19 protein-coding genes are annotated in these 24,593 nt (G+C 73.7%); 12 read left to right on the forward strand and 7 right to left on the reverse strand.

The annotated features are described in order from the left end of the window. Positions 1-7 precede the first annotated feature (7 nt). Both ACGF5O_RS08550 and ACGF5O_RS08555 read left to right on the forward strand, forming a co-directional pair. On the forward strand, positions 8-673 hold the full coding sequence (locus tag ACGF5O_RS08550) for a DUF4097 family beta strand repeat-containing protein (RefSeq protein WP_393809160.1): 666 nt from the start codon (positions 8-10) through the stop codon (positions 671-673). 188 nt (positions 674-861) lie between these two features. Beyond that, the gene (locus ACGF5O_RS08555) at positions 862-2,088 is read left to right on the forward strand and encodes a glucuronyl hydrolase (protein WP_393809161.1); all 1,227 of its coding nucleotides are present in this window, start codon (positions 862-864) and stop codon (positions 2,086-2,088) included. A gap of 77 nt (positions 2,089-2,165) precedes the next feature. On the opposite strand, the gene ACGF5O_RS08560 is transcribed toward ACGF5O_RS08555, so the two are convergent. Further along, positions 2,166-2,348, reverse strand: a complete 183-nt coding sequence (locus tag ACGF5O_RS08560) for a hypothetical protein (protein ID WP_393809162.1) — start codon at positions 2,346-2,348, stop codon at positions 2,166-2,168. A 230-nt stretch (positions 2,349-2,578) separates the two neighbouring features. On the opposite strand from ACGF5O_RS08560, the gene ACGF5O_RS08565 reads away from it, so the two are divergent. Further along, positions 2,579-3,013: a VOC family protein gene (locus ACGF5O_RS08565; protein WP_393809163.1), complete on the forward strand. Its 435-nt coding sequence runs from the start codon at positions 2,579-2,581 to the stop codon at positions 3,011-3,013. A 155-nt stretch (positions 3,014-3,168) separates the two neighbouring features. Further along, entirely contained in the window at positions 3,169-3,345 is a 177-nt protein-coding gene (locus ACGF5O_RS08570; RefSeq protein WP_393809164.1) for a hypothetical protein, read from the forward strand. On the opposite strand, the gene ACGF5O_RS08575 is transcribed toward ACGF5O_RS08570, so the two are convergent. Further along, positions 3,346-4,443 carry a LacI family DNA-binding transcriptional regulator gene (locus ACGF5O_RS08575; protein WP_393809165.1) on the reverse strand — a complete coding sequence of 366 codons (1,098 nt, stop codon included), beginning with the start codon at positions 4,441-4,443 and terminating at the stop codon, positions 3,346-3,348. 108 nt (positions 4,444-4,551) lie between these two features. Between ACGF5O_RS08575 and ACGF5O_RS08580 the strand changes: the two genes are divergently transcribed. From ACGF5O_RS08580 to ACGF5O_RS08600, 5 genes are all read left to right on the forward strand, one after another. Continuing rightward, positions 4,552-5,742, forward strand: a complete 1,191-nt coding sequence (locus tag ACGF5O_RS08580; protein ID WP_393809166.1) for a phytanoyl-CoA dioxygenase family protein — start codon at positions 4,552-4,554, stop codon at positions 5,740-5,742. A 16-nt stretch (positions 5,743-5,758) separates the two neighbouring features. Next, positions 5,759-6,520, forward strand: coding sequence for an SDR family oxidoreductase (locus ACGF5O_RS08585; RefSeq protein ID WP_393809167.1), 762 nt, complete (start codon positions 5,759-5,761; stop codon positions 6,518-6,520). 87 nt (positions 6,521-6,607) lie between these two features. Then, complete coding sequence (locus tag ACGF5O_RS08590; RefSeq protein ID WP_393809168.1) at positions 6,608-7,099, forward strand: DUF2975 domain-containing protein; 492 nt, start codon at positions 6,608-6,610, stop codon at positions 7,097-7,099. Then, positions 7,099-7,353 carry a helix-turn-helix domain-containing protein gene (locus ACGF5O_RS08595; protein WP_393809169.1) on the forward strand — a complete coding sequence of 85 codons (255 nt, stop codon included), beginning with the start codon at positions 7,099-7,101 and terminating at the stop codon, positions 7,351-7,353. The genes ACGF5O_RS08590 and ACGF5O_RS08595 overlap by 1 nt, the downstream gene beginning before the upstream one ends. A gap of 147 nt (positions 7,354-7,500) precedes the next feature. Then, the gene (locus tag ACGF5O_RS08600) at positions 7,501-7,809 is read left to right on the forward strand and encodes a CHAT domain-containing protein (RefSeq protein ID WP_393809170.1); all 309 of its coding nucleotides are present in this window, start codon (positions 7,501-7,503) and stop codon (positions 7,807-7,809) included. Here the strand turns inward: ACGF5O_RS08600 and ACGF5O_RS08605 are convergent. Further along, complete coding sequence (locus tag ACGF5O_RS08605) at positions 7,794-12,791, reverse strand: hypothetical protein (protein ID WP_393809171.1); 4,998 nt, start codon at positions 12,789-12,791, stop codon at positions 7,794-7,796. The two genes, ACGF5O_RS08600 and ACGF5O_RS08605, sit on opposite strands and share 16 nt — an antisense overlap. A 134-nt stretch (positions 12,792-12,925) precedes the next feature. Between ACGF5O_RS08605 and ACGF5O_RS08610 the strand changes: the two genes are divergently transcribed. Together ACGF5O_RS08610 and ACGF5O_RS08615 are read left to right on the forward strand one after the other, a co-directional pair. Next, entirely contained in the window at positions 12,926-13,429 is a 504-nt protein-coding gene (locus ACGF5O_RS08610; RefSeq protein ID WP_393809172.1) for a hypothetical protein, read from the forward strand. 41 nt (positions 13,430-13,470) lie between these two features. Next, complete coding sequence (locus ACGF5O_RS08615) at positions 13,471-16,683, forward strand: CHAT domain-containing protein (RefSeq protein WP_393809173.1); 3,213 nt, start codon at positions 13,471-13,473, stop codon at positions 16,681-16,683. A gap of 16 nt (positions 16,684-16,699) precedes the next feature. Here ACGF5O_RS08615 and ACGF5O_RS08620 read toward each other — a convergent pair whose 3' ends face one another. Further along, positions 16,700-17,461 carry a hypothetical protein gene (locus tag ACGF5O_RS08620; RefSeq protein ID WP_393809174.1) on the reverse strand — a complete coding sequence of 254 codons (762 nt, stop codon included), beginning with the start codon at positions 17,459-17,461 and terminating at the stop codon, positions 16,700-16,702. Positions 17,462-17,531: 70 nt separating this feature from the next. On the opposite strand from ACGF5O_RS08620, the gene ACGF5O_RS08625 reads away from it, so the two are divergent. Beyond that, the gene (locus ACGF5O_RS08625) at positions 17,532-21,497 is read left to right on the forward strand and encodes a CHAT domain-containing protein (RefSeq protein WP_393809175.1); all 3,966 of its coding nucleotides are present in this window, start codon (positions 17,532-17,534) and stop codon (positions 21,495-21,497) included. 75 nt (positions 21,498-21,572) lie between these two features. Here the strand turns inward: ACGF5O_RS08625 and ACGF5O_RS08630 are convergent, their stop codons facing one another. The 3 genes from ACGF5O_RS08630 to ACGF5O_RS08640 all read right to left on the reverse strand — a co-directional run bounded on the left by ACGF5O_RS08630 (position 21,573) and on the right by ACGF5O_RS08640 (position 24,309). Next, on the reverse strand, positions 21,573-21,848 hold the full coding sequence (locus ACGF5O_RS08630; RefSeq protein ID WP_393809176.1) for a hypothetical protein: 276 nt from the start codon (positions 21,846-21,848) through the stop codon (positions 21,573-21,575). Positions 21,849-22,540: 692 nt separating this feature from the next. After that, entirely contained in the window at positions 22,541-23,449 is a 909-nt protein-coding gene (locus ACGF5O_RS08635) for an aminoglycoside phosphotransferase family protein (RefSeq protein WP_393809177.1), read from the reverse strand. Positions 23,450-23,514: 65 nt separating this feature from the next. Beyond that, the gene (locus ACGF5O_RS08640; RefSeq protein ID WP_393809178.1) at positions 23,515-24,309 is read right to left on the reverse strand and encodes a leucine-rich repeat domain-containing protein; all 795 of its coding nucleotides are present in this window, start codon (positions 24,307-24,309) and stop codon (positions 23,515-23,517) included. Positions 24,310-24,593 lie beyond the last annotated feature (284 nt).

A 24,593-nucleotide genomic window follows, 5' to 3' on the forward strand; every position in this document is an offset into this window, starting at 1 on the left:
GACCACGATGCAGAAGTTCGACACCCCCGCCCCGATCTCCGCCGTCCTGGACATCCCCGCCGGACGCGTCCAGTTCATCGCGGCGGACCGCGCCGACACCACCGTCGAGGTTCTGCCCGCCGGCCCCGCCAAGAGCCGCGACGTGAAGGCGGCGGAGGCGACCACCGTCTCCTACTCCGACGGCGTCCTGCGGATCACGTCCGGGACCCCCGGCAACCAGCTCTTCGGCCCCTCCGGCTCCGTGGAGGTCACCGTCCGGCTGCCCGCCGGCTCCGGCGTCGAGGTCAGGGCGGCCTCCACCGAACTGCGCGGCGTCGGACGCCTCGGCGACGTCGTCTTCGACGGCGCGTACCGCGAGATCAAGATCGACGAGGCCGCGAGCCTGCGCCTCACCGCGACCGACGGCGACGTCGAGGTCGGCCGGCTGGGCGGGCCCGCGGAGATCAGCACCGCACGGGGCGACATCCGGATCGGCGAGGCGACCCGCGGCACGGTCGTGCTCCGCACCCAGGACGGCGACATCTCGGTCGGCGCCGCCACCGGCGCCTCGGCCGCCCTGGACGCCGGCACCGGCACCGGCCGCGTCGACAACGCCCTCAAGAACGACGGCACCACCGAGCTCGACATCCGCGCCACCACGTCCCGTGGCGACATCACCGCCCGCAGCCTGTAGGCAGGTTGACCGACCGTCCGCCCCGAAGGGCCCGGCACCCCGCGCGCCGGGCCCTTCGCCGTCCCCGGTGACCCCTCACAAGTATTCACGTACCTGAACCTTGCGCACATGTATGTACGCACGTGTCGTCGCATGCGAGACTCCTTCAACTCCCCCACTCATCGGTTCAGTTGGAGAGGAAGGCACCCATGCACATGTCCCGCAGGGCCGTGCTGGCCACCGCAGGCGGCGCCGCGGTCGCGTCCGCCGCCGTACCTCAGTCCGCGCAGGCGCTCGCCGGCCGGGTGCCGACGGCGACGGAGGAGGTGCTGCGGGACGCGGCCGACTACGCGGTCGCGAAGGTGCGTGCCGTCGCGCCCGGGGTGAGCGGCTTCCCCGTCGGGACGAAGTTCGAGAAGTGGGTCTACTCCCAGAACGGCGACTGGGTGGGCGGGTTCTGGCCCGGCGTCCTCTGGATGAGCTGGCTGCACAGCGGCGACGACAACCTGCGCGACCTCGCCCTCGCGTCGGCCGCGAAACTGGCCCCGCGCCAGTACGACACCGGCACGCACGACCTGGGCTTCCTGTTCACCCCGTCCTGGGTCACCGCCTGGCGGCTGACCGGCGACACGTCCTGGCGGGACGGCGCCGTACAGGCGGCGCGCTCACTGCTCCAGCGCTACAACCCGCGGGGCCGCTACATCCGGGCCTGGGGTGCGCTCAGCACCTCCGACAACGCGGGGCGCATGATCATCGACACGATGATGAACCTCGACCTGCTCGTCTTCGCCGCCCGGCAGACCGGCGACGGCGCGTTCATGGACGCGGCGGTGGGACACGCGCAGACCGCCCGGCGGCTCTTCCCGCGGCCGGACGGCTCCACCCCGCACGTCTACGACCTCGACCCCGCCACCGGCACCCCCATCGGCCCGAACACCGTCCAGGGCTACAGCCCCACCTCCTGCTGGGCCCGCGGACAGGCCTGGGGCATCTACGGCTTCACCACGATGTACCGCCGCACCGGCGACCACGGGTTCCTCACCACCGCCCGCGCCCTCGCCGACTTCGCCGTCCAGGCCCTCGGCCCGGACCACATACCCGTCTGGGACTACCGCGCACCGCAGCAACCGCACGACGTCAAGGACGCCTCCGCCGCGGCCGTCATGGCCTGCGGACTGCTCGACCTGGCCGCCGCCACGGGCAGCGGGCGCTACCGCACCACCGCGCTGCGCATCCTCGGCGCCCTGTGCGGGACCTGCCTCACCACCGACTCCGGCCGCGCCGAGGCCGTGGTGGCCCGCTGCACCCGCAACCGCCCGGCCGAGGACGGCATCGAGATCTCCCTCCCCTACGCCGACTACTACCTCCTCGAAGCGATCCTGCGCGTCCTGCGACCGCACGACCTGGACCGCGCGATCGACCTGTCGACGGTCTGAGGAGGCGCCGCCCGTCGCTCAGCCGGCCGGCGCCGGCCGACCAGGACGACGGCCGCGGCACCGCTCGCCGACGGTGGCTAGGGCGTGGCGCCCGTCGTCGGGGACGTGTCGGCCGGCGGTGCGGTGAGAGGGGTCGGCGAGGGCGGGGACGCCTCCCCCGAGTCGGCCTGGACCATGAGGACGACGGCGATGACCGCCGTGGTCAGGGCAGCCATGGTGGCCAGCCACCAGATCCCGATCGCTTTCGCGTGAGCGGCCATGGCACCCTCCTTCGCCGCGGAGCGGACGCCGTTGCCCGAAGACGGAACTCTCTTTTCACAGCACGCGACAACCGGCGCCCCACACCACCGGCCTCACCGCCACATTCTGGCCGCGTTCCACGGTTGTCGCGCCGAATTGAGAAATCTGCCAGGTACTTGACCCCTTATCAGAGGAAACAACCGATTGTCCGCGGGCGAGCCCCTGCCAAGGCTCCTGCTATGGTGCGCCGATGCCGTCGATCAAGCGGTTCCAGGTCACCTTCGACTGCGCGGAACCCGAGCGCGTCGCTCGTTTCTGGTGCGAGGTGCTGGGGTACGTCGCACCCCCGCCACCGGCAGGCTTCGCCACCTGGGAGGACGCCAACCGCTCCCTGCCTGCGGAGGACCGGGGTTCGTGGTTCGCCTGCAGTGATCCCTCGGGGGTCGGTCCGCGGCTGTACTTCCAGCGCGTCCCGGAAGGCAAGGTCGTCAAGAACCGCGTGCATCTCGACGTGCGGGCCGCCACCGGACTCGTGGGCGAGGAACGCCTGGCCACGCTGGAGGCCGAATGCGCACGGCTGGTCGCGCTCGGCGCGGTGCGCGTGCAACTGCTGCCCGCCGACGACGAGAACGAGTCCTGCATCGCAATGCAGGACGTCGAGGGCAACGAGTTCTGCCTCGACTGAGCGTCCGCCGAGGCGGCGCCCGGACACGTCGGGCGGCGGCACTCCTCGGCCAGGGGGCAGGCCTGCCGGTGTGATTGCCGGTGCGGTCGGGTGACGGGCTTGTGGAGCCGATGTGCGGGCATACGGGATGTCACCCCATCGAGAGGAGCCCGTTCATGCCCGGCATGGTTGCGGCAGTCCTGTTCTTCATCGCCTTTCTGATCAACGCGGCGGACATCAGCACCAACGACACGTTCACCTCCACGAACGTGATGCTGCTGGGGCTGACCGCCCTGGCCCTGCACGTCGCGGGCATCGGCACCGGCTGGTCGTACCGGAGGCGGCGGCGCTGATCACGCGTTCCGCGGCCGTGGGTTCGGCGAGTCCCGGGTGGTCCGGTTCGGCTGGCCGGGAGGTGCGGCGGTCTCGGTCCCGGGCGGCAGGTTCATCGGCGTGACGACCTGGATGGCCGAGGGCGGAACGGGGCTGTCCTCCGGGAGCGCCCCGTGGGCCCGCATGATGATCTGGCAGGCGCGGCGCATGTCCTGGCGCAGGTCGTGGTGGAGGACCGCGGACAGGCGGCGCTCGCGCAGCAGGCGGGTGTTGTCGTGGTCGAGGTCGTGGGCGACGAACACCGCGCAGGCGCGTCCGAGGGCCGCGAAGGCCTCCAGGGTGGCGTGGTTGCCGCCACCCACGGAGTACACGGCGACGATGTCCTCGTCGCGTTCGAGCGCGTCGAGCACGAGGTCGTACTGGGTGGCGTCCAGGCCGTCGCTGTCGGTGACCTCGACCAGGGTCCGCCGCGGCTGGTCGGCGCGCATGGCACCGCGGAAGCCCATCTCGCGCTCCTCCTCGCCGCGGAAGGAGCCGCGGCTGATGGTGGTGAGCACGTTGCCCGGCCGGTCGCCGAGCCACTGTCCGAGGAGGTAGGCGGCGGTGGCGCCGGCCGCGCGGTTGTCGATGCCGACGTAGGCGAGGCGGGCGCTGTGCGGGAGGTCGGTCACCAGGGTGACGACGGGGATCCCGGCCGCGACCAGCCGCCCCACCGCGGCGGTGATCTCCGGTACGTCGGGGGCCTTGAGGATCACGCCCTGGGTACCGCGCCCGGCGATCTTCTCCAGGGCGGAGACAAGGTCCCGGGGCGGGCAGGTCTCGCGGAAGTGGAACCGGGAGCGTACGACGGCCGGGTGCAGGGCGGGCAGTTCGGCCTCCAGCGCCTCGCGTACGGCGGTGGAGAACCGGTCCGGGGCCTGCATCACGATGTCGATCATGAAGGTACGGCCGCCGATGCGGACCTGGGCCTGCTGCCGGTCCAGGTCCTTGACGGCCTGGTGGACCTCGCGGACGGTGCCCTCGCGGACATTGCCCCGCTGGTGGAGGACACGGTCGACGGTGGCCGTGCTCAGCCCTGCCTGACGGGCGATTTCCCTGATCGTGTAGGGATGGCGCATGACGGATCCCGGTGGACGGTGATGGACTTTTGATGCACTGCTGAGGATTGAATGATGGGTTCGGGTTCTCAAGACTGGCAGAAGGACAGGCACGGCGAAAGGACCCTGATGCCCTCCCAGACCACGGCACGGCGGACTCGGCCGACGACTCGGCTGACCGAGGCCGACTGTGACCTCGACGCGTTCCGCTCGCTCGTCGAGCAGGAGACCGACGCCGCCGACCACCCTTCCGCGGAGCGCGTGGAACAGAACGTGCCCCTCTACGACAGCGACCGGCTGCGTACCCTCGCCGCCACCCCCGACGGGCGCCTCGGGATCCAGGACGAGCTGGTCAGCGCGCTGCTCGACGGCCCCGGTGTCGTCGTCCTCAAGGGCGCGTTCGACGACCCGGACGTCGTCGACCGGGCCACCGGGGCCTTCACCGGGCTGATCGAGGAGGAGCGCGCGAGCGGGACCGCCCGCGGCGACCACTTCGCCCGGCCGGGCGCCAACGACCGCGTCTGGAACGCGCTGGACAAGATGGCCGTACGGGCGCCCGAGGTGTTCGCCGACTACTACGCGAACGACCTGCTGGCGCTGGTCGCCGAGGCCTGGCTGGGCCCCGCCTACCAGGTGACCTCGCAGGTCAACGTCGTCAACCCGGGTGGTGCCGCGCAGAGTGTGCACCGCGACTACCACCTCGGGTTCCTCTCCCAGGAGCGCGCCGCCGGCTACCCGGCGCACGTCCACCGCCTGTCGCCCGTCCTCACCCTCCAGGGCGCCGTCGCCCACTGCGACATGCCCGTCGAGTCCGGCCCGACCCTCTATCTGCCGCACTCGCAGAAGTTCGAGCCCGGCTATCTCGCCTGGCGGCTCCCCGAGTTCGTCGGGTACTTCGACGCCCACCATGTGCAGCTGCCCCTGGACAAGGGCGACGCGGTCTTCTTCAACCCCGCGCTCTTCCACGCCGCCGGGCACAACCGCTCCACCGGCATCCGCCGCATGGCGAACCTGCTGCAGGTCTCCTCCGCCTTCGGGCGCGCGATGGAGACGGTGGACCGCGAGGCGATGGCGAACGCCGTCTTCCCGGTGCTGCTGCGCCGCAGGGACGAGGGTTTCTCGCAGAACTGGCTGCGCCGCGTGGTCGCCGCGACCGCCGAGGGCTACCCCTTCCCCACCAACCTGGACCTCGACCCGCCGGTCGACGGTCTCGCCCCGCCCTCCCAGGCCGACACCCTGTGGCAGGCCGTCGACGAGGGCTGGACCCCCGAGCGGCTGCGCCGGGAACTCCACGCCGGCGCCGAGCGCCGCCACAGCTGAAGGGAACACCGCACTCATGGCACTTCTTCAGGACAAGGTCGTCCTGGTCAACGGCGGCAGCCAGGGCGTCGGGGCCGGCATCGTGCGGGCGGCCGTACGCGAGGGCGCGGCCGTCGTCCTCACCGGCCGGCGCCCCGAGGTCGGCGGGAAACTCGCCGCCGACACCGGCGCGCGCTTCGTACGGGCCGACCTCGCCGACCCGGCGCAGGCCCGCGACTCCGTCGCACACACCGTGGAGGCGCACGGCCGGATCGACTGCCTGGTCAACGCGGCCGGCCTGACCTCCCGCGGCTCGCTCCTGGACACCACACCCGAGTTGTTCGACCAGCACATGGCGATCAACCTGCGGGCACCGTTCTTCGCGATGCAGGCGGCGGTGGCCGACATGAAGGCCCGCGAGGCGCCCGGCACCATCGTCAACATCATCTCCAACTGCGCCCACGGCGGCCCGCCCTTCCTGGCGCCCTACTCCGCGGCCAAGGCCGGACTCGCCGGGCTGACCCGCAACGCGGCCCACGCCCACCGCTGGGACCGGATCCGGATCAACGGCCTCAACATCGGCTGGACCGACACCGAGGGCGAGGACGCCGTGCAGCGCGCCTTCCACGGGGCGGGCGACGACTGGCGGGAGCGGGCCGCGGCGGCCCAGCCCATGGGCAGGCTCGGCCAGGTCGACGAGATCGCCGACTTCGTCGTCCTGCTGCTCTCCGACCGCAGCGGAGTGGTGACCGGATCCGTCATCGACTGGGACCAGAACGTCTTCGGCGGCATGGACTGAGCACGCTGCCCGCAGTGACCCCCACCCCCTTGTCCAATCTATCGAATCTCGATAGATTCCCATCGTGAGTCGATGGAAGGACGGGCTGTGGGAAAAATGACCGTGCGCGCGCTGCGCACCGTGCTCGCGGTGGTGCTCGGTGGCACCGTGCTCATACAGGCGATGATGCTGTGGACGTTGATCAGCGGGAACGACCCGGAGGACGGAACGCTCCCGCTGACCGCGTTCCGCCTGATCACGATCCTGGGCATGGCCTCGGTCCAGGTCGCCCTGGTCTGCGTGTGGCGGCTGGTGACGATGGTGCGACGCGGAACCGTGTTCTCGCACGCCGCCTTCCGGTACGTGGACGGCGTGATCGGCTCGATCGTGGCGATCGCCCTCCTGTGGTTCGCGGTCACGGCCGTCAACGCGCCGGGCCAGCGGGACGACCCGGGCGTCAGCGTCATCATGGCCGGGATCGGCGTGGCCGTCCTCGGGGTGGCGCTCATCGTGCTCGTACTGCGGATGCTGCTCGCCCAGGCGGTCGCCCGCGACGTCGAGGCGACGCAGATGCAGGCCGAGCTGGACGAGGTCATCTGATGCCGATCGCCGTCGACATCGACGTGATGCTGGCCAGGCGGAAGATGTCCGTGGGCGAGCTCGCGGACCGCGTGGGGATCACCCCCGCCAACCTGGCGGTACTCAAGAACGGCCGCGCCAAGGCGGTGCGCTTCGCGACCCTCGCCGCACTCTGCGAGGTCCTGGAGTGCCAGCCGGGCGACCTGCTGCGCTGGGAGGCCGAGGACACCGAGGAGGAGGCCGTGGGCGGCCGGCCCGCCCCGGAGCGGGCATGAGAACGCCCGGCGCGCGGGGTCCCACGCGCCGGGCATCGGGAGGGGCGTCCGGAGGCGCGAACGCCGCAGCCGGGTGCCCAACCGTTCGTTCCGCTCGGCGGACGTGACGACGGTCCGCTGACGGTCGCCGAGATCTGCACCCTCGAAGTGCGCGGGGCCGGCATCGCGTTCCTGTCGTCCTGCGAGGGCGGGGCGGCGGATCCCGACCTGCCGGACGAGACCCTCGACCTCGCGGGCGCGCTGCTGATCGCCGGCTACCGCCAGGTGATCAGCGCCGCATGGGCGGTCATGGACGAGACCGCGCCGGAGGTCGTGCGGCACGTCTACGGCCACGAGAAGCCCGCGGCGGGGGCGGCGGAGCCGTGGGGGGCGCAGGCCCTGCACACCGCCGTCCGCGCGGTGCGCGACCGGTTGCCGCCGGTGGAGTGGGCGGGCTATCGCTACAGCGGGGTGTGAGCGGGGCGGGCGACGGTGGCGGTTCCGGTACGGCCTTCCAGTGTGGTCCGCAGGCCGTACAGGTGGGAGCGTGCGTCGGGCGGCAGTGTCTCGTCCTGGGCCAGGCGGTCGGCAACCCGACGGGCGGCCTCGGACGCGTCGGCACCGGCCGGGGTGAACGGACCGGGGAGCCAGTGGACGAGGGCGTTCCCGGCGATGGCGGGCAGCCGGGGATCCTCGCCAGGGAGGGCGTCGAGCACGGGCGGCCAGTCTCCCGCCACGGCCAGGGCGGCGAGCCTGCCCACCGCCACGCCGGGATGGGCACCGGACGTGTCGAAGTCCCGTACCGCCCGGTACGCCCGGACGGCGTCCGGATTCCCGGCGCCCGCACGGGCGGCCAGGTAACCCGTCGCCGCGAGGAGGTCCGCGAACGGCGGTACCTCCCACACCCCGAGGGCTCCGAGCGAGACCGGTACCGCCGGGTCCGCGCCGTCGTACCGCTCGATCCGGTCGCACAGCAGGGGCAGCGCGTCCACCAGCCCGAGGACGGCCGACGCCCGGGCGAAACGCGGTACGTCGGCGGGTCCGGCAGCCCGCAGCCGCTTCAGCGCCCCTTCCGCGATGCGGGCTTCGGAGCCTTCGGCGACGCAGGCCCGGACCGGCCCCGCCAGCAGCAGGAGTCCGTGGTCCGCCAGGACATCGAGGGCGAGATCCTGGTCGTCGGTGTCGGGTGAGGACAGCAGGGCCGTGACGGTGTCCGCGTCGGCCGAGCAGCGGATCAGGGTGGCGGCCCAGGCGCCGCGGAGCCGGGCCGGCAAGCCGCCGGCGGCGAAGTGGCGGTGCGCCCGGCGCGCGAGCCGGAGCCCGGCCTGCCGGTCGCGTGCGCGTACGGCGTCGGCCAGGGCCGCGATGCCGTCGAGGGAGGAGTCCGGATCGCACGCCTCGGCCGCCCTGACCCCGAACAGCTCGGCCTGCGCCAGGAGTTCCGCGGGCAGCGTCCGTACGGTGGCCGCCACGGGCCCGGCGCGCTCGGGGAGGCCTGCCCCGGCGGGCGAGTCCGGCCCGGACAGCAGGGCGAAGACATCGGCGCCGCGCTCGGGTGCGTCGAGCAGCAGACGGTGCAGGGCGGCGGTGCGGCAGAGCCCGTCAGTGGTGGTCCGCAGTACCTCGTGGGCGGAGTCGGGCTCGCCCCTCCGCCACAGCACGTCCTCGTACCGTGCCGCGGTCTCCGGACGCGGCACGCCCCGGACATGCTCCTCCAGCAGTTCGCCGCACAACTCCCCCATCCCCGGCGCGAACCGCCGCTCCAGCAGCGTCCGGACGCGCTCGGGACCGGGCAGCCGCCGCACGAGCCGTACGCGCTCCACGGCGAGGGCGGCGGCGTCGCCCCCGGAGACCCCCGAGACCCCGGAGACCCCCGAGACCCCGGAGACCCCGGAGACCCCGGAGACCGGACCGTCCAGGGCCCGCTCGACGTACGCCAGACCTTCGCGCTCCGCCGACTGCCGGGCCTCCTTGAGAGCGGCCGGCTGGGACACGTCCAGGGCGTCCAGGGCGGCGAGCGCCGCCCGGACCACGGGCCACGGCATGCCGGGCCGGACGACATCGGCTGTGCAGAGTGCCAGACGCCGCAGGGTGAGCGTCTCAACGGCGTGCAGCGCGGGCAGGGCCAGTGCCTGCGGGGTGTCCGGCGTCAGCAACGGGGCCAGCAGGTGGGCCAGTTCCTCCGAGATGCGGCGCCCGTACGCGGCCTGACGGGTGGTGCGGGCTGCCGTGACCAGGGCGCGCAGTGCTGCCGTCCGGGCGGTCGGCGGGCCGTCCGGGTCCGCCAGGGCGGTGAACAGGTGTCGGTAGGCGACCGGCGCGTCGAACGCGGCGAGCGCGTCGGCCGCCGCGCGGTGCTCCAGCTCCCCGGCCCGCCGGTCGGCGAGGACCGTGGCCTGGCGGTCCAGGAATGCCGCGACCGGCCTGCGCGGGGGAAGGGCCGGGGCTCCCAGCAGGGCGGCGGCCTGCACCGGGTCCGCCTCGGCGAGTTCCTCGACGAGGCGCGGCAGCAACTCCTCGGGCGACCGTGTCAGCGCGGCCAGCCGCCGGAAGGCCCCGTACCAGCGGTGACGGAGTGCCAACCGCCGGAGCAGCGCTCTGTCCTGGGCCCTCGAACGCAGCCAGCGGAACGCGAAGTACTCCCGGTCCTCGACCCGGTGGAAGGCTCTCTCCGCGGTAAGCACCCCCGAGTCGACGAGCAGGGCCCACATGTCCTCCGGGAGTTCCCGGCCACCGTGCGGCTCCTCCTCGGGGTCGGTGAGATGCGCGGCCTGTGCCTTCACGTGAAGGAGCGCCGGGCCGGGCCAGTCCGCGGTGACTTCTTTGAAGTAGGCGTGCAGCACCTCGTGTTCGTTGCCCGGCCGGCGCCGTGCGGGCCCGCCGACGGGCCAGTGGGCGAGACGCGCGAGCAGCAGCGGCGAACAGCGTCCCTCCCGCAACAGCTCCGCCCAGGTGTCGGAGAGTGCCAGGTCGGTGAGTTCCGCGGCGTGCTCGGGGCCGAGTCCGCGCTGCGCCGAGCGGCGGGCGAGATAGCGCGCGGCCTGCTCCGGCCGGGGCCCCAGCAGGCGTACGGCGGTGTAGGCGTCGTACTCGGCGGTCGGCTCGGGGCCCGGCGCCGCCGCCGTGACGCCTACCGCCGGCCAGCGCCGGGTGAAGTCACCCAGGATCCCGGCCGCGGTGGGTGGTTCCGCTCCGCGCGGCAGATCGACCAGGAGGTGCACCACGCCCGCCCTGAGGAGGTTCGTCCGGTCGGCGCCGGGTGCCACCGCCTCCAGGACTGCCCCGATCCGGTGTTCCAGCGCGTCCGCGTCCGCGCACCGGGCGATCGCCGCCCCCGCCAGACGCACGGGCAACAGCCCCGGGGCGGCGCCCGCCGTCCCGCCGGCGCTCTGCAGGGCTGTCAGTCTCCTGCGTTCCACCTCGTCGAGCAGGGTCGTCCGGCCCGAACCGACCCCGCCGAGGACCAGCGCGTACGACGTGGCCAGTACCTCCTCGACCGCGCTCGGCGCCTCGGACCAGGCCCGCCGACTCGGCCCCGGCCCGGGTGAAGGACCCGCCACCGCCGCGGCCAGGTCGATGAACGGAGTGCGCGTCTTCCGCTCCCCGTCGAGTTCCCGCAGCCGTCGGTGCGTGGCCGGACCGGCCACCGCGCGGGCCACACCGGTGCGGAATCTCCGGAGGGCGTCGACGGGACCGGTGCCCGCCTCCGTCTGCAGCCCGTCGACCACCGCGGCCAGGAGACCGGCCGCGCGAGGATCCGGCTCGTCCGGGAGCAGGGGCAGCAGAGCCCGGGCGGCAGCGGCGAGTTCGGAGCCGCCCCACAGCCGCAGGAAGGGACCGCCGTGCTCGCCGTACTCGCCGTACTCCAGGGCTTCCGTCGCGACACATGCCGACGCCACCTGGGCACGCCAGGACGCCGTCGTCTGCTGGTCGTCCGGCCACTTGAACGCGCGGTGCGCGGCGAGGAGCAGGGCCACCTGGTACTCGCTCCACCACGGGTGCCCGGTGTCCTTGCCCGCGCATGTCCGCCGCACCCGTGCCCGGAGGACGGAGAGGAGCCGGATCGCGGCGACCGCGTGCCGGCCCCGGTGGGCGACGAGGCCGACGAGCCGTTCGCCGAGCACGCCGAGACCGTCCGGGCCCGGTGGCAGCAGGTCGGCCATCAGGTCGCCGAGCAGCAGAACGCGCTGTACGGCCACCAGGTCGTCGAAGCTCAGCCCGTCGGCGAGGGGCCGGCGCAGCAGGTTCAGCTCCAGCCAGGCCAGATCGTCCAGCACCGGCATGTCGCGCTGTCCTCGGGCGTAGTCGATGAGGAAGGGCCGGCCGTCGCAGAACAGGATGTTGCGGTGGTTCAGGTCGCCGTGGACCACGCCGACGAGGGTGGCGGCGGTGCGCTCGTGGACGACGTGTTCGAGCAGCGTGTAGGGATCCCGGGCACGCGTGCCGCCCACCCGGACGACCCCCGGTGTGTCGCCGAGCGCCCCCAGGGCAGCGGCGATACGCCGCCGGGCGCGGTGCGGGCGGGTGTCCGTCACCCTGCCGTGGACGTACCGCACCTTCTCCGGGTCCAGGTCGCGCAGTTCGGCGTCGCAGCCGGGCTCGAACTCCACGGCCACCACCGCGTTGTCACGCTCCACCAGGAGACCTCCGGCGGTGGCCCGCGCCCCCGGTACGGTGAGCGTGACGAGTCCTCCCGGAGTCAGGACGCCCTCCTCCTCGGGAGGTGCGAGCCCCGCCCTGATGACGTCCAGAGGCGCGACCAGATGGGCTCGGAGGGTGTCCAGGTCCGGCGTGCCGTACACGGGCTGGCCCTTCGCGTCGACGCCGTTCACCACCACCGTCACGTCGGGGCCGAGCGACCGCTTCGCCGCCATCCGGTCATCGGGGTCCCGGCGGGGGACCGCGCCCTGGTACATCGCCAGGGAGGCGAGGCCCAGCAGACGGTCCAGCGCGTCCGCGGCGTGTTCGACGTCGCCGGCGGTCCCGCCCGGTGCCACCGCCCGTTCGGCCAACTGCTCCAGGCTCAGCACTTCTTGGTCCGGCTCGCACCCGGCCCACGTGGCCACGTCGACGTAGACCACCGCCTCGTCGGGCTCCAACTCCTGTGCCGTGGCGGGGTCGTGCGCGCCCGGGGTTGCGGTCCGGATGGGCACGAAGAGCGTGTGGGGAAGCTGGGAGAAGATCCGCAGGAAAGCCTCGAGTTCGTCGTGCGCCTCCTCGGCCGGGGCCAGTTTGGCGACGTGCCGGGTCCACACCCCGGCCGTCTTCGCCCGCAGACCGATGACCACCGCGCCGCTCAGGCCCCCGGCGAACTGCCTTTCCACGTGGATGTGTTCGGGCGCCCACGAAGAGGGACCCGGAGCGCTCCCGGGTTCGTCGGCCGTCCGGGCCCGGTGCAGCGCGGCCGAGATGCGGGCCTGGGCCGCCCTGCCGAACTGCTCGGCGAACGTGATCCGCACTCTGCCCCCTGCCGACGGTGACTGCCGCCGCCACGGCGCCCGCTACAGCGTAACCGCGACGGCACTTACCGCGACGGAAGGGCGCCGCGGCGGCTACGATCCTCTGGCACACTGCGCGCGGCGGGAGAGGCGACGTGACCGGGACGGACACGGTGGACGGGGCCACGACGGGGCCGTTGGGCTGGGACGACGTCTGCGAGCGGTTCCACGACATCCGGGTGCGGGCGCACGCCCATTCGCTCCAGGACGACTGGCGGGCCCTGGCGACCGAGCCCGGTACGCCCACCGCCGCCCTGCTGTCGCGATGGCAGGACCTGGTCGACGCGATCGAGCGGCTCGACGTGGCCCGGGACGACTCGACCGTACGTTACGGCGACGACGACGGAGTGGCGGAGGAGGGCGGCGAGACAGCGGCGGACGAGGAGTCGGACGCTGACGGGGAATCGGACGCGGACGGGGAGTCGGACAGTGCCTGGTTCGACGCGTGGGATCCGGCGAGCGAGGAGTTCGGCTGCCCCGGCGCCCTGTGCCGCCGGGTACGCACCGCACTGCTGCTCGCTCCGAGATGCTGGCTGCTGGACCGCGACATGAAGGCGCTGCCCCCGGCCCCGGAGCCCGCCCCGGACGGCACGCGCTGAGCACGGGGACCGATCCTCGGGAGCCCGGCGACCGCGACCCCTTGACGGAGCTCGGCGCGCTTCTGGACGGCTGCCAGGAGACGGACGACACCGGCGTGCTGCTCGCCGACACGGCCCTGCGGCTGGCCGACGAGGTGCTCGCCGGCGTCGACTGGACGCCCCGCGACGGAACGGACGCGCCCGTCGATGCGCTGCGGAGCGCGTCGGCGGTGGCGCGGTTCCACCGGCAACGCGGCCGGCACGACCCCGCACGGCATGCCGCCGAAGTCCGCGCCGGTGCGGAGGTGTTGCTGGCCGCCCTGGCCCTCACCCCCGAGGGACCCGATCCGGCGCTGGTCGACAGGTACCGGACCGTCTACCGCGGTGTTCCGGCGACGCAGGTCCTGGCGCTCGCCCGGCACGCGGTGGGCATGCGCGTGCTCGGGCACGCGGAACGTACGAACGACGACGGCGCCGTGCGCCGCGCCCTGGTCCTGCTGGACGGGGCGCTTGCGGTGGCCGCGCCGAACCATCCACACCTGGCCGCGTTCCACAGCAACCGGGGCTCCGCGCACTGGGCGTTGTTCGAGCGAACCGGTGACCGGCACGCACTGGACGCGGCGGTCGCCGACTTCGCCCGCGCGTCCGGTGCACCGGACGGCGGCGTACGACCCGCCGCCTCGCCGCACGGCGGCAAGGACCGTGCGGCCCTGCTGGGCAACCTGGGCGCGGCCCTGTCCGCACGTTTCGCGCTCTCCGGCGGCGCCCTGGCCGACCTGGAGGCGGCGGTACGCGTCCAGCGCCTGGCCCTGCGCGCCGCGGCGCACGACGACCCGGACCGCGGGCTGTACCAGTCGAACCTCGGTTCGTCGCTCGTCACCCGCTTCGAGCACACGGGCGACGCGCGCTCACTCGCCGAGGCGGTTCGGCTGCTGACCGACAGCCTGCGGAACACCGCGGCGGACACATCCGAACAGGCGGACCGACGGGCGAACCTGGCCTGGGCCCTGGCACGCCACTTCGAGCAGACGGCGGACACGGACGCGTTGCGGGCCGCGCTCGACCATATGACGCACGCGGTCGCGGCGACCTCACGCGACCACCCGGACTGGGCCTCGCGGCTGGGCAATCTCGCCGCCGTCTGCCTGCGCGTCTTCGACCGGACGAAGGACGACACGGCACTCGAACTGGCCGAGGACGCCCTCCAGGACGCGTTGAGCCGTCCGCACCGGTTGCGGAGAGCGCATCTGGAGAACCTCGGCACCGTTCACCAGCGGCGGCACGACGTACGGGGCGGCCCCGAGCACGCCAGGGCGGCCGTCGCGGCGTACGAGGAGGCACTCGCGCTGACCCCCGTGGGCGACCCGGGCCGCCCGGGCGCGCTGTCCAACCTGGGCAACGCGCTCATCGGCCGCTACCGCGACGATCGATCCCCCGCCGACCTGGACCGCGCGGTGCGCCTGCTCCGCGAAGCCGTACGCGCCCCTGCCGACGATCCGGACCGCTGCCGTTACCTGACCAACCTGGGCGCGGCCCACGAGGAGCGCTCGAAACTGGCGCCGCCGGCCCGCGCCCGGCGCCCGTCCCCCGCCGTACGCGAGCGGGAGCGTGCGCTTGCCGCCTACGCGGCGGCGGCGCGCGTACCGACGGCGCCGGTGCTGGGGCGGGCCAGGGCCGCACTGCACCGGGGGCGGCTGGCGGCGGCCGTCGATCCGCGGCGGACGGACGCCCTAGACGGCTACCGGGATGCCGTGGGACTGCTGGAGTCCCTGGCCTGGTTCGGGCTGGGACGGCTCGATCAGGAGCGGCTGCTGCGGGAGTTCTCGGGGGCTGCCGGGGAAGCCGCCGCCTGTGCCGTCGCGCAGGGGCGCGACGAGCTGGCGCTGGAGCTGCTGGAACAGGGGCGGGGTGTGCTGCTGGCCCAGGCCGTGGGCGGGCGCGGCGGGCACGACCTGCTCGACCGGACCCGCCCCGAGCTGGCCCGCCGGCTGCGCCGGCTCCAGGACGTCCTCGAACGCCGTACGTTCGACTGGCGGGAACCACCGGAGCCCTCGGACCCGGCGCTCACCCGGGCCATGGCACGCTGCTCGGCCGCGGCTGCCGAACGGGAGACGTTGCTGGCGGAGATCCGGCACCTGCCCGGGCTGGAGAGGTTCCTGCTGTCTCCGGACGCCACCGAGCTGCGCGCCGCCGCCGAACACGGACCCGTGGTCGTCGTCAACGTGAGCAGGCTGCGCTGCGACGCGCTCGTCGTCACCACCGGCGGTGTGCGCTGCGTCCCGCTGCCGGGTCTGACCCGGGACCGGCTGCGCACAGCCGCCCGGGCCCACTTACGGCTCGTCGCGAGACTGCGGCGGCCCGGCACCCCGCGGCAGCGTACGGCCGCCGCCGAGACCCTGCGCGAGACGCTGGCCTGGCTGTGGACCGCCGTGGCCGGGCCGGTACTTGCCGGGCTCGGCCTGGACCACCGCGACGACGACTGGCCGCGTCTGTGGTGGTGCCCCACCGGCCCCCTCTCGCTGCTGCCCCTGCACGCCGCGCAGCGCTACGACCCGGCCCGCCTGCGCGACACCGGAGTCGCCGACCGGGTGATCTCCTCCTACACACCCACCCTGCGCTCCCTGATCGCCGCGCGGAGACCGCCCGCGGTCCCCGAGGACCCGACCGGTCCGCGCGGCCTGCTCACGGTCTGTGTGCCGCACCTCCCGGGCCGGCCGCGCCTGCGGCACGCCGCACGGGAGGTGCGGGCGGTTCGCGCCGCGCAGCCCCCGGGACCGGCCGACGGTTCCCGGGTGTTGGCCGGACGCGGAGCGACCCTGGCACGCGTCACGGCCGAACTGCACCGGTATCGCGGGCTGCTCTTCGTGGGGCACAGCGCCCAGAGTCCGAGCGACCCCGGCCGCGCCGCCCTGTACACCCAGGACGGTCCGCTCACCATGCGGGAGATCGCCGCGCTGCGGCTGCGCACCGCCGATCTCGCCTATCTGTCCTCCTGCGAGAGCGCGTTGGGCGACCTGTCCCTGCCCGACGAGGCCCTCTCGTTGGCCGGCGCGCTCCAGATCGCCGGGTTCCGGCAGGTCGTGGCGAGCCTGTGGGCGGTGCTCGACGCGGGTGCCCCGGAGATCACCGGCGGCTTCTTCGGCCGCCTGGCGCTGCCCCCGGCGGCCGCGGCGGGAGCCGAGGGCCCGGCGACCGCGCTGCACGCCGTGCTGCGTTCCGCGCGACTGACGAACTCACCGCTGGTCTGGGCCGGTTACTGCCACACCGGCTGCTGAACCCGACCGGCGCGGGTCAGCGCAGAATCGGCAGATCCGCGTTGAGCCGCCGCGCCCCGAAGAGATAGGCGGACTGCGGCTGGATGTAGCACGCGTCGAGCCGACCGTATTCGATGTCGTACGCCGACACCCGGATGATCCCCCCGTCGGCGGGATCGTCCGCCAATTCCAGCAGCAGCCGCCGCAGTTCGGCGGCTCCCGGCGACGCGGGATCGAGGTCGCAGACCTCCAGCAGACGCAACTGCCGGTACGACCGGCCGGGCACCCGGTGCGGACCGTCCAGCACGGTGCGGACGGCGACGAAGTCGACGGTCGTGAGATCGACGCCGAGGTCCGGGTGCCCCACCTCGGCCAGTTCCTCCTCCAGTTCACGGCGCAGGCACTCCGCCGCGGACTCCCGCCCCTCGCTCTTGGCCCACCAGCGGGCGAATCCGGCCAGCGCTCTGGAGGGCACGAAACCCCGCAGGTCGTGCCGCATGTTGGGCTGGCTGCGCGGCTCCTCGTGGAAGCCCAGCCGCTCCAGGTGCCGGCGGGCCCCCGCGGAGTACTTGGCCACGCCACCCGGGGGGCCGTAGGAGCCGGGACGGCGCGGCGAGTGGAACAGGACGTACCCGCCGTCGTCCTGGACGCGCAGCAGCACCGCCGCCGACACCCGCATCCGCCGGCCCGGCCGCAGCGCCGGCAGCAGCAGGCGCAGTCTGCGCCGGTGCAGCCACAGTCCGGCCGCGCCCGAACCGAGCGCCGACACGATCAGCCCGGTCAGGATTTCCTCCAGCACTGTCCCACCCCCGAATGACTTCGCGCCGGAATCGTCTCCGCGGTCCTTTCGCCCACTCGACAATGTCCCCATGGCCCGTGCCCGCGACACACCGGACCCGTCCCGATTCCCGGACACCCTGCTCTCCCGGGCGGCGAGACGGGTGCGAAACCGCCTCGCCGCGCACTGGAACGACCGCGCCGCCGCCTGGATGGCGCGGGCCGAGGGACGGGCCGCCCGCCGACGGCTGCGCCGGGCCGAGCGCCTCCTGCGGCGCGCGATCAGGGTCACCGCGTCCGAACGGGCCGGCCGGCATTTCTCCCTCAATCTCAGCCTGCTGCTCCAGCAGCGCCACGAACTGCCCCTGTCCGACGCCCCGTCGGAGCCGGCCGAGGCGGCCGAGGCGGTAGCCGCCGCCCGCCACGCCCTCGCCGGGCTCTCGGCGGAGGAGGAGTGGTGGTGCGACGCCCTGTGCACCCTCGCGGACGCCCTCCTGTGGGTACACGCGACGGGAACAGGCACGGGCACCGGCACAGACACGGGCACGGGCACGGGCACGGGCACGGGCACGGGCACGGGCATCGAACTCGACGAGGCCGTGCGGTGTCTTGTGCGGGCCGTCGCCGATGTCCCGCGCGACTCCGGCGAACTGCCCGCTCTGGTCGTCCGGCTCGGCAACGCACTGGAGACGTCCGCGGATTCGGGAGCGGTCGATGTCGACGCGCTGGAACGGTCCCTCGGCGTGGCCCGCGACGCGGTGGCGGAGGTCCGCGGCGACGGGCGGCCCATGGCACGGTGGGCGCTGGCCGAGACCTTGTGCTCGGTCGCCCTGGCCGCCGGGTGGACGGCCGCCCTCGACGAGGGCATCGGCATCTACCGCGACCTCAGGCATGAACTTCCGCCGGAGAGCAGCGTGTTGCATTCCCTCGGCACCGCCCTCCTGCTGCGCGACGAGGCCGAGCACGCCCCCGACTCGGTCGTCGAGGCGCTGAGCGTGCTGCGGGAGGCGGCGGCCGCCGTAGCCCCGGGGAGCGCGGAACGGCGCTCGGTGGACGAGGACTTAGGGGCAGCCCTGCATACCTCGTACGAGAATTCCGGGGATACCGCACTCCTCGACGAGGCGATCGCACTGCTCGGCGCCACGGTCGCCGGCACCCCCGACGGGGAGCCCGGACTCGTCCTGCGCAGAATGCGCCTGGCGACAGCTCTGGACGCCCGGGCCACCCGCACCGGAGCGGTCCGCGACGCGCGCCGGGCCGCGGAACTGCTCTCCCAGGCGCTGGCCGGCGCCGTCACCGAGGAGGACGACGAGCAACACGCAAGCATCCTGCTCGCCCTGGCGAACACGCTGCTGACGGTGGCCGAGCTCACCGACGCACCGGATCTGGTCCCGAAGGCCGTCGGCCATCTGCGGACCGCCGCACGGCTGGCCACCGGCACGCTCCTGCGGGTCCGGGTCCACTCCAGCCTGTGCGGCGCACTGCGGTCGTCCTTCGAGCAGGGCGGTCCCCCGGCCGACCTGGACGACGCGGTGGCCGCCGGACGTACGGCGGTGCGGCTGGCCGGTGACGGTGCCGCGGACCTGCCGGAGTGCCTCACCAACCTCGCCAACGCGCTGGCCGGCACGTACGACCGGTCCGGAACCGAGGCATCCGAACTGCTCGACGAGGCCATCGCCCATGCCCGGGCGGCCGTGGCCGGGTCGACCCCGGAGCGTCCCGGACACGGCGACTCCCTCTCCTGTCTGGGCCTGTGTCTCACCGCCGAGTACGAGACGGTCAAGGACCTCACGGTGCTGACGGAGGCGGTTCGGCACCACCGCGAGGCGCTGCGGGTCACGCCCTCCGACCATGTCCGGCGTCCGGGGTACCTGTCGAACGCCGCCACCGCACTGGGCCTCCTGCACGAACACACCTCCGACACCGACGTGCTGGCCGAGGCCGTCGAGACCGCGCAGGAGGCGGTGGACACCGCCGCCGGCCACGACCCCGAACGGCATGTCTATCTCCAGGTCCTGGCCCGGGTCCTGCGCGAGCGGCACTTCGCCGCGCGCCGTGCCCGCGAACCGTCCTCCGGCGCGCATCTCCGGCAGGCGCTGGAAGCCGGACGCCGTGCCGTCCGGGTCCTGCCGCCCGGGGCACCGACAGGCGCCGCCTGCCGCGGGAACCTCGCCGCCGACCTGCTGCTGAGCCACCAGGAAGGCCTGAGCGAAGGCGACGGCGACCTGGCGGAAGCGCTCGCCCTGCTGGCCGGGGAAGCGGCCGCCCTGCCGCCCGGCACCCCGGAGCTCGCCCTGTCGCTCTACAACCTCGGTCTGGCCCGGGTGGCACGGTACGAACGCACCCACGACGGCGCGGAACTGTCCATGGCCCTCGCCGCGTTCACGGAGGCGGAGGGGATCACGACGGCTTCGCCGATGCTGCGCGCCGAGGCCGCCCTGGAACACGGCCGGGCCGCCGCCGCGGCTCAGCGGTGGCCGGCCGCCGTCGCGGGGTTCGAACGGGCACTCGCCCTGTTGCCGCTGCTGCCGTTCGCCCGGTTGGACCGCGGTGACCAGGAGTACGTCCTCACCGTGTTCGCCGGTCTGGGCCGCGACGCCGCCGCCTGTCTGCTCGCCTGCCCCGGCGCGGATCCGCTGCGCGCCGTGGAACTGGCCGAACAGGGGCGTGGCGTGCTGCTCGACGCGATGTTCTACCCGGAGAGCGACGTGGCCGCGCTGCACCGCGTCTCCCCGGAGCAGGCCGAGCGGTTCGAACGGCTGCGGGAGCGGCTCGACGCGGGGCGCTCGCGCCAGTGGTCCCGCCGGTCCGGCAGCGCCGTCCGCTATCTGGAGCCGACCACCGGAGAAGAGTCCGCCGACAGCCGGAAGGCCCTCGCGGCCGAACTGGACGACGTGGTGGGGCAGATCCGCGGGCTGGACGGCATGGCCCACTTCGCACGGCCCACCTCTGTCGGTGAACTCCTCGGCGGTTCCGCCGTCTCACAGGGCCCGGTCGTTCTGGTCAACGTCAGCCCCTACCGGTCCGACGCCCTGGTGCTCACCGCCAGCGGGGTGCGGGTCGTCCCCCTGCCCGGGCTGACCCCCGACCGGCTGGACCGGGCCGTCACCCTGCATCTGCGCACGCTGCACGCGATGCGCGCGGCGGGCAGCCGCGCCCCGGCGCGCCGTCACCGGGTCTCCGAACTGCTTGCCGAGGTCTGCGCCTGGCTCTGGCACAGCGTGGCGGGACCGGTGCTGAACGCACTGGAACCGGCGCCGGCCGAGGACGCCCGCCCGAGGCTGTGGTGGTGCCCGACCGGGCCACTGGCCCTCCTGCCGCTGCACGCCGCCCAGCATTACGACGCCCGGCTTGGCCGGGACGACGGAGTGCCGGACCGGGTGGTCTCGTCGTACACCCCCACCCTGCGCGCGCTGGTGGCCGCACGACGGCCGCACCCGCCGGCGACGGGCCTCGGGGACGCCGCCGACGACGGTGACCTCCTGGTGGCCTCGGTACCCCGCGTGCCGGGGCTGCGCCCGCTGGCCTTCGACGAGGAGGAGATCGCGGCGGTCTCCGACGCCTGCCCGCGCCCCCCGGAGGTCCTTCGAGGTGACGGGGCCACTCAGGAGGAGGTCACCGTTCGGCTGGTCCGGCATCGCTGCTGGCACTTCATCGGGCACAGCAGGCAGGACCTGCTCAACCCCGGCCTTGCGGCGATCCGGCTCGCCGACGGCGAACTGACCGCGCTGGACCTGACGGGGCTGCGTCTGCACCGCGGAGAACTGGCCTACCTGTCGTCGTGCGAGAGCGCCACCACGGGCACCGGTGTGCCGGACGAGCCGCTCCATCTCGCGCTGAGCTGCCAGATCGCCGGCTACCGGCACACCGTCGGCACTATGTGGTCGGTTCTGGACCACTCCGCCGCGGCGATGGCGGGGCGGTTCTACGCCCATCTCACGGTGGACGGCCGCCTGGCACCCGAGATGGCGGCCGACGCCCTGCACAAGGCCGTCATGCACCTGCGCCGCACCTCGCCGATCCAGGTCTGGGCGGCGTACATGCACGCCGGCGCATGAGGCCGGCGCATGAGGCCGACCGTCCGATACCCGCTCCGCAGCGTCCCCGGCTCGCACGGGTGAGGCCCCGGCCGCCTACCAGATCAGGCACCAGTAGTCGCCGTAGTGCCCGATGCCGATACGCCCGACGCGGGGCACAAGGTTCGGGTTCGGCTGCCCCACGGCCGACAGCGAGCAGACCGGGTCGCCGACCACCTGTGCAGCCGCCATCCGTTTGGCGGCGGCCACGGCCTCCGACGACGTGACCCAGGTGGTCGTTCCCGGTTCGTTGCCGGTGGTCGCCGGGGCCGGGGTCACCGGGGTCACCGGGGTCACCGGGGTCACCGGGGTCACCGGGGTCACCGGGGTCATGGAACCTGGTGTCCGCGAGGGCTGCGAGGTGAGCGGGGGCGGGCTCGGCTGCGTCGTCGTGGGTGACGGCGGGGGCGATGGCGGAGGCGCAGGCGGGGGCGAAGGCGGGGGCGGGCTCGGCCGGGGCGGGGTCACGGACGGTCTGGGGGTCGGTGTGTGGGGAGGCGCCGGCTTCGTGGTCGGCGTGTGCACCGGCGGCTGCGGAAGGGCCGGGGCCGTTCGGTGGGGCGCCGGCCGGGTGGCGGTGGGCACCGGCGCGATGGGCACCGGCGCGGTCGGCACCGGCGGTACGGTCCGGGTCGGCCGAGGCGCGGCGGTGTGCGTGGGCCTCGGGGTCGCCGGGGCCGGTGAGCTCGTGGCCGACGGCCGCGGCGAAGGGGACAGGGACGGACTCGGCGTCGACGCCGATGCCGACGCCGTGGGTGGCGGCGTGGGTGACGGCGTCGCGTGGGGGGCGCTGCCGCCGCCGGACGACAGCAGCGCCCAGGCCGCCAAACCGCCCCCCAGGGCGACCACGGCCGCTCCGCCCACGATCCACGGAGCCCGTCGCGGTGGCTGCCGGTGCCGGTTCATGATTCTCACTGTCTATCCGAACGCCCACGGCCTCAAGCCGGAGCCGTCGACGAACCCGCGAAGGCGGACGGCCGCACGACCCTCGACCGAGATCGAGAACCAGTTCGAAGAAGTGCGCGTCAAACGCCCCGCAGCACGCGTTCGATTGCCGCCCGGCCTGCCGGCCCCCAGTGCGGCTTGCCGCCGGGAAGGCCCCGGTCTCCGTTCTGCCCCATGAGCATCAGGAAGAGGCTCCTCATGGCGGCCAGCCCGCGGGCGCGCCGGATCGCCGCCTCGTCCGCATGGGCGTACCCGTCGAAGAACCGTGTGGCCGTACCCGCGGGTAGCAGCACCCATGCGGCGGCGAGGTCCAGCGCCGGGTCACCGGCGAACATGTCACCGAAGTCGACGATGCCCGAGAGCGTTCCGTCCGAGACGACGACGTTCGCGGGATGGAGGTCGCCGTGCACCCACACGGGCGGCCCCTCCCACGCGGGGGCCGCAACGGCGTCGTCCCAGACCGCCCGGACGTCGGCAGCGATGTCGTCGGGGACGACGGCCCGGAAGAACTTCTCGAAACCGTCCGTGCAGTCCCTGGGATGCGCCCCGCGGTCCGTAGCGATCGGCGCCTCGGCGGGCGCCGCCACATGGAGCGCCCGGAGAAAGCCCGCCAGCGTGTCGGCCGCGTGGGCGCCGCGGCTGATCGAGCCGTGGTCGAGCGGCTCGCCGGGAACCCACGTCATCACGGTCCAGTGCTTGGGGAAGCGCTCGGACGGTGCGCCGAACCGCACCGGGGTCGGCACCGGGAGCGGCAGGCGCGGGGCCAGCACGGGCAGCCACCGCCGCTCCTTCAGCTGGAGTTCCGGGGTGGGGTCCATGCGCTGCATGCGCACGGCCAACTCGTCTCCGAGGCGCCACATCTGGTTGCCCCAGCCGCCCGCCACCTCGCGGACGGCCAGCCCTGCAAGGTCCGGATGCTGCTCCCGCAACAGATCGCGGACCAGCTCCGCGGTGATCTCGGTCCGGGTCTCGGTCTGGGTCTCGGTCATGCGAAGTCACAGTACTTATCGATCGTTTCAGAGGCAGGACTCCGCGTCGCCCCCCGTACCAACGCTCAACGCCTCGGCGGCTGTTCGATCGCCCCGCCCCGGTGAGGTGTGGGGATGTAGCCCTTCGTCCCAGAGGGCAGAGCGTCGAGGCATGCCTGGGAGCAGGCGTTGACCAGCATCGGCAGCACATCGGTCGCCACCGTCCGCGAGAGCCATGCCTGGTGCGGGCCCGTCGCCGGGACGGGTCCGGTGCAGACGCTGCAGGTGCGGGCCGCGGTGGTGCCCCAGCGGGCGGGATCCAGGCCGTCGCGGTCCAGGGCCGTATCGCCGGGCGGGAGGAGCCGCGGGAACGGCGGCCGGTACTTGTAATTGCCGTAGACCGAGCGCGTACTCACCGTGCTGTTCACCAGCCGGGCGCACCGCGTGATTTCGTACGGGAACCAGTGCAGCCGTCTCGAGGTGTAGGGGCTGAACTCCTCCAGGCTTGTCATGTCGCCGATCTCCGGAGGTATCCGGACCAGGTTGCTTCCGTACAGCACCAGGGTCCGCACCGCCGTCAGTCGCCCGATCGAGGCCGGCAGCGTCACGATCTGCCGCCGCTCCTCGGGGCTCAGCTCCGGCAGCGGGCGGAACTCCTCCCGCCCGTCTGCCGCCGCCTCCTCGATCAGCTCCAGCAGCCGGAGCCAGCCCGCAGCACCGGTGTCCTGGATCTCGGCGTGGAAGGACGTCGCCGCGCCGGGCGGGCTCACCCGGACCTGACTGAAGCAGTCACAGTGGTCCCGCGGCACTCCGGGCCGGGAGTCCACCGCCTCGGGAAAGCGGTTCGGGAAGACCTGCGCGGGCAGCTGTTCGTCCGTCATGGCGCAACGATAGGCAGGCACTGCCGGTACGGCACCATCCGTCGGTCAGGCCCGGGCCGTCACCGGCACGGACGAGCTGTCCCGCCGGGAATCTTCGGACGCTCTCCGTAATCGGCGGGCGCCCGAGGGCATCACGGTGAGCCGCTTCCAACCGCTCCCCGCCCCCGTAGAAATGGTCCCGAGAATGCTGGGGGGCTCTCACAGTACCTGGATCACCAGGGTCTCCCGGACGTCCATAACGCCTGTCAACCTGGTTGGGCCGAAAGCGCCGACAACACGGCGAC

It is taken from the genome of Streptomyces sp. NPDC048291, assembly GCF_043201715.1.
Taxonomy (GTDB): Bacteria; Actinomycetota; Actinomycetes; order Streptomycetales; family Streptomycetaceae; genus Streptomyces.

Bases quoted from the DNA above. Each gene is read 5' to 3' on its own strand.
- ACGF5O_RS08550 (WP_393809160.1), top strand. From the start codon at position 8: ATGCAGAAGTTCGACACCCCCGCCCCGATCTCCGCCGTCCTGGACATC.
- ACGF5O_RS08555 (WP_393809161.1), top strand. From the start codon at position 862: ATGCACATGTCCCGCAGGGCCGTGCTGGCCACCGCAGGCGGCGCCGCG.
- ACGF5O_RS08560 (WP_393809162.1), bottom strand. From the start codon at position 2,348: ATGGCCGCTCACGCGAAAGCGATCGGGATCTGGTGGCTGGCCACCATG.
- ACGF5O_RS08565 (WP_393809163.1), top strand. From the start codon at position 2,579: ATGCCGTCGATCAAGCGGTTCCAGGTCACCTTCGACTGCGCGGAACCC.
- ACGF5O_RS08570 (WP_393809164.1), top strand. From the start codon at position 3,169: ATGCCCGGCATGGTTGCGGCAGTCCTGTTCTTCATCGCCTTTCTGATC.
- ACGF5O_RS08575 (WP_393809165.1), bottom strand. From the start codon at position 4,443: ATGCGCCATCCCTACACGATCAGGGAAATCGCCCGTCAGGCAGGGCTG.
- ACGF5O_RS08580 (WP_393809166.1), top strand. From the start codon at position 4,552: ATGCCCTCCCAGACCACGGCACGGCGGACTCGGCCGACGACTCGGCTG.
- ACGF5O_RS08585 (WP_393809167.1), top strand. From the start codon at position 5,759: ATGGCACTTCTTCAGGACAAGGTCGTCCTGGTCAACGGCGGCAGCCAG.
- ACGF5O_RS08595 (WP_393809169.1), top strand. From the start codon at position 7,099: ATGCCGATCGCCGTCGACATCGACGTGATGCTGGCCAGGCGGAAGATG.
- ACGF5O_RS08625 (WP_393809175.1), top strand. From the start codon at position 17,532: ATGGCCCGTGCCCGCGACACACCGGACCCGTCCCGATTCCCGGACACC.
- ACGF5O_RS08630 (WP_393809176.1), bottom strand. From the start codon at position 21,848: ATGACCCCGGTGACCCCGGTGACCCCGGTGACCCCGGTGACCCCGGTG.
- ACGF5O_RS08635 (WP_393809177.1), bottom strand. From the start codon at position 23,449: ATGACCGAGACCCAGACCGAGACCCGGACCGAGATCACCGCGGAGCTG.
- ACGF5O_RS08640 (WP_393809178.1), bottom strand. From the start codon at position 24,309: ATGACGGACGAACAGCTGCCCGCGCAGGTCTTCCCGAACCGCTTTCCC.